Here is a 4,515-nt window from a genome sequence, read left to right as displayed (position 1 = left end):
ACGCCGCCCATCGGATAGAAATTTATAAAGAAGTAAACGCCTCTTGATTTTTTGGCGGCTGTTCCGCTCGTGGTCGTCGTAGGTTCAAGCTCCTCTTCGTAGACAAACGTGTAGTTCCAGCATTTTCTGCGGTGAGAGACGCCTAGCTGCCACTGCTTGTTATAGTCGCGCTCAAGGTCATACTGAGTACCGCTAAATAGCCTATAGTTATGCGGAAGCTCGACGTAGCCGTTTAGGTGCAGATAGTTTTGCTTTTCCTGCGCATTTTTTCTTTGCATCGTGTGCCAGAGGCTAGCGCCGAATTTATCGTGCGTATAGCTCGCGCCGCTTTGGACTTTTTCAAAGTATTTATTTACGTGCGAATACTCAAGTCTGTTGTAAAAAGACAAATTCGGTAGCGGATACCAGCCGATGATGTTTTTCAAATTTGAGCGCTTGTTCTCTTTGGTGTAATAACCCTGCGAAATAGTATGGCGTAAAAATTTCCTTCCGTCTTCGTTAAAGAAATACTGCGTCGCTCTGGCCGAAACCTCGTCTCTAGTGTGCTGAGGATTGATGAAGCTCTGATATTTTCGTCCAAGCATGTCGTAGACGTATACGTTGCCGTCATCTTCGGCCGTCTCGTATCTGTCTGGCAAGTCGCCTTCATTATATGCTTTAACCACATAATCTACACCCAAATTTAAACTATGATAAAAGCTCTCGTAAGCCTTAGCTAAGTCGGTCTGGAGCGAAAATTTATGATAATTTTCTATGTAGTTTGCGCTCCTATCCTCGTCTCCGGTCGGACGGTACATTTTCTTTGCATAGTCCACGTGGGTAGCGTATAAATAGTGATAATACGAGAATTTCAGATAATCGTCCGCTAAAGGCAAATGAAAGGAAACCGGCAGGTTAAATTCGTACTGCGTCGCTTTTACGCCGATTTTTCTCGTGTAGTTATGCGAGTAGAGATCGACAGAATAAAGCACGTTTGGCAAGATAAAACTATCGGTAAATTTATGATACTGAAAGCTCGGATACTCTTGAAGCGTATCTTTGTTTTCGTTTGGGCTACCGATTTTTGAGGTATCAGTGTAGTATCTCGCGTATGCACCGAAATAGTGCTTGTCGCTACTTAGAAAATAGTTTAGTTTTGAGGTTACGAGAGGATTGTCGTCGCTACCCGAGCCTCGTTTTTTCAAATTTATATAGTCGATATCGTTTAGCGCCGTCGCATCGAGCCACAAGCCCTCCTGCAAATCCTCGTTTATCAGGTGCTTAACGAGTCTATCTCGCTCATATTTTACATCAGCGCCCTTATGCGTTTTGTTTTTCAGAGGGAGTCTTAGCGAGTTTTTCTCGATCTGTCTTTGTCGGTAGCCCTCGGTATCTCTAAATGCGCCAAGTGTCACCGAACCCTTAGAATAAGGCGAATCGGCAAATCTAAACGTACCGTATATGCCCGTACCGCGTCTAGTGCGAATTTGCGGATCAAACTGTAAGTCCCAGCTGTCGTATTCGGCGATATAGATCGGTTGTTTGTAGTAAAATCCGTCGTTTTTGCCGTAACCAAACTCAGGCGGTAAAAGGCCTGTGCGTCTGCGAGTGTCTGTAGAAAAGCCAAAATACGGCAGATAAAACACAGGGACGTTTCCTACGTAAAACACGGGATTAAAAAGGTGTAAAAATTTACTCTCGCGGTTTAGCTTACCGCTGCTAAATTTGATCTTCCAATCCGGGTCTTGGACGTTGCAGCTCGATACGACCGCTCCGTTTACTTCGTAAAATTTAGACGTACTATTACTCTCGTCGCTTTGCATCCACACTTCCATGTCGCGGTTCATCATAAATAGCGTCTCGTAGTTGCTATCTTTGCTATTTAGATCGATCTTTGCGTACGAGCAGCGCGAGATTTCGTCCTTATTTCTTATCAAATTTACGTTACCGAAAAGCTCCAAGATCTCTTTTTGCTGATCGTAAACGGCTCTGTCCGCGCTCATCAAATAATCTTGCGAATACACAAGCACGTTTTTATTTGCGGTAACTATGCCGTTATCGCGCTTTACGTCGTCAGCTAAAAGCTCGAAATTTTGAACGGCATAGCAACTAAAAGCCCCGAAAATAAGCGTCAAAAAAAATCTAATAAACATTTATAACTACCGTTTTCGCGGCCTTATCTTGCCACGTTTGAAATAATGGATTTGAAAACGCCCATGCAAAACCTAGGAAAAATGCGTTTTCGCTGATAATGCGTACCAAAGAGCGAGTGAGAGAATTTAGCAAGCCCGGCTTATCGAGCAGATCAATATCCACGCACACGATCTTCATCGCGACCTTGCCGATACTAGCGCCGCAATACCACGTAAAAAACGTCTGGTAAATAACCTCGAGCAAGACTATCTGCGGTATCATTTCCATAGCTAGCGCACTGATCTGCTCGTAGTCCAGCCCATCAAATTTTTCGTAGCAGACGGCATAAAACAAAAATGAGATTAAAAACTTATCTATCCCCCATGCGACGGCTCTTTTGCCGACGCTAGCGAGCGTGATATTTTCGTTTTCGAGCTTATCTATGACGCTCCTGCTCATTCGCGCCCTTTTAGCATTTGCCAGGCGATATCTTTTCGGTACTGCGCGCCGTCAAATTCTACGTTTTCGCAAAGCTCATAGGCCTTTTGCTGCGCTTGTTTTATGCTTTTGCCAAGCCCCACGCACACGAGTACTCGTCCACCGTCAGCATAGATCTCGCCGCCCTGTTCGCTCACTCCTGCGTATGCTATGTGCGAGTTTTCCGGAACGTTTTTTACGCTGATTTTGGCCCTAGGCGAGCTTGAAAAAGGATAATTTTTACTAGCCATCACGACTCCGACGGCAAATTCGTCTTTTAGCTTCACGGGTTTTAGATCGCCTTTTGCCGCGTTTAGTAAAATTTCGCCCAGATCGCCATCGATCAGCGGCATTAGCACCTCACACTCCGGATCGCCGAAACGCACGTTAAACTCAAGTACGTACGGCACGCCCTTAACCACCATAAGCCCTACAAAAAGCACGCCGCAGAAAGGATTTCCCTCGGCTTTCATGCCTTTTAGAGTCGGTTTTACGACCTCTTCTTCGACCTGTTTTATTAGCTCCTGGCTTGCTAGCGGACTAGGAGCGTACGCACCCATGCCGCCCGTATTTGGTCCCTCGTCGTTATCTTTTAGGCGTTTATGATCCTGCGCTACGGGCATGCTGACGAAATTTTCGCCGTCGCAAATAGCAAAAAAGCTAAGCTCGAATCCGTCTAAAAACTCCTCCACGACCACGCGTTTACCGGCCTCGCCAAAGCTCTCGCCGCTTAGCATATCGCGAGCTGCGGCCTTTGCTTCATCGCGGCTTTGCGCGATTATCACGCCTTTGCCAGCGCACAGTCCGTCGGCCTTAACGACGACGGGAGCGGTAAGAGAGTCTATAAATTTAGCCGCAGCATCGTAATCATCGGTATTTAGATAAGCAGCCGTTCGGATAGCGTTTCTAGCTAAAAAATCCTTCATAAACGCCTTGCTGCCCTCGAGTCTAGCCGCAGCCCTGCTCGGTCCAAAAATGTTTAAATTTCGCGCCTTAAATATATCCACGACGCCGTCGCTTAACGGCGCTTCGGGGCCGACGATCGTTAGTTCTATTTGCTCTGATTGGGCAAATTCTGCGAGCTGATTATAGTCTTTGGGTTTTAGATTTGTGCCGAGCTTTGAGGTAGCTCCGTTTCCTGGAGCAAAGAAAAGCTCGTGTTTGCGGGATTCTTGAAGTTTTAGAGCTATTGAGTACTCGCGCCCGCCGCTTCCGATTATCAAAATTTTCATAATTTCTCCAAAAATAAAAACCCAAGTGAGCGGTGCGCATATAAGTGGCCCGAAAATTCAAAGCCAACCTTGCAAATAGGCGGTTCCTTTAGGTCGCAACTTCTCGCGCTCGCACGCTCAAACGAAGCCACGTCACACAGTTCCGCACATCTTCGCCGATACTAATGTGTTGGACCCTGTAAAAATACGCTGCCAAATCACTCAGGCAAGGTTATTATATAAAATTTTAGCTTAAAGTAGCGTTTTTGCGAGGCTTACGCAGGAATTTATATTTTGCTGAGCGCTCACTGCGGGCGAGGTAAAAATTTCTAGCTCTTTTGCCGTCGTAAGCCCGATAGCGACGGCTTTATAGCTCTCATCCCAGCCAAAATTTCGCGTAAAATTTCGCACTGCTGAGGGAGCTGTAAAAATAATCGCTGAGTTTTTAGGCGGTTTTTGCTCCTCCTTAAGCGGTTTAAAAACGTTTTCGTAAGCGATTATTTGCGTCAAATTTACGCCGCTTTCTCGTAAAATTTCACCAACGCTCGAAGCCGTCTCGCGCGCTCTTAAAAATAGCGTTTTTTTGCCTTGCAGAAGCGGTGCGATCTCTGCGGCAAAATCGTTTCCGTGAGCGTTTTTTGCGGTGTAAATTTGAGCGAAGCCAAACCCGCTAGCCGCTCGGCTAGTGCCTTCGCCGATGGAGTAAATTTGCAAA

4 protein-coding genes are annotated in these 4,515 nt (G+C 46.1%); all 4 read right to left on the bottom strand.

The features are described from left to right. The coding region (locus Q0338_RS00840) for an LPS-assembly protein LptD (RefSeq protein ID WP_298085108.1) at positions 1-2,132 on the bottom strand (2,132 nt) is incomplete at its 3' end. After that, entirely contained in the window at positions 2,122-2,571 is a 450-nt protein-coding gene (locus Q0338_RS00835) for an RDD family protein (RefSeq protein ID WP_298085107.1), read from the bottom strand. The genes Q0338_RS00840 and Q0338_RS00835, both read right to left, overlap by 11 nt. Continuing rightward, on the bottom strand, positions 2,568-3,821 hold the full coding sequence (gene purD, locus Q0338_RS00830) for a phosphoribosylamine--glycine ligase (RefSeq protein WP_298085106.1): 1,254 nt from the start codon (positions 3,819-3,821) through the stop codon (positions 2,568-2,570). Before purD ends, Q0338_RS00835 begins: the two co-directional genes overlap by 4 nt. Positions 3,822-4,052: 231 nt before the next feature. Further along, on the bottom strand, positions 4,053-4,515 hold a 463-nt coding region (locus tag Q0338_RS00825), incomplete at its 5' end, for a uroporphyrinogen-III synthase (protein WP_298085105.1).

The organism is uncultured Campylobacter sp. (genome assembly GCF_938018145.1).
GTDB lineage: Bacteria > Campylobacterota > Campylobacteria > Campylobacterales > Campylobacteraceae > Campylobacter_A.
The sequence above is the reverse complement of the archived record's forward strand: the minus strand, read 5'-3'. Positions and strand labels throughout refer to the sequence as shown.

Bases quoted from the DNA above. Each gene is read 5' to 3' on its own strand.
- Q0338_RS00835 (WP_298085107.1), bottom strand. From the start codon at position 2,571: ATGAGCAGGAGCGTCATAGATAAGCTCGAAAACGAAAATATCACGCTC.
- purD (WP_298085106.1), bottom strand. From the start codon at position 3,821: ATGAAAATTTTGATAATCGGAAGCGGCGGGCGCGAGTACTCAATAGCT.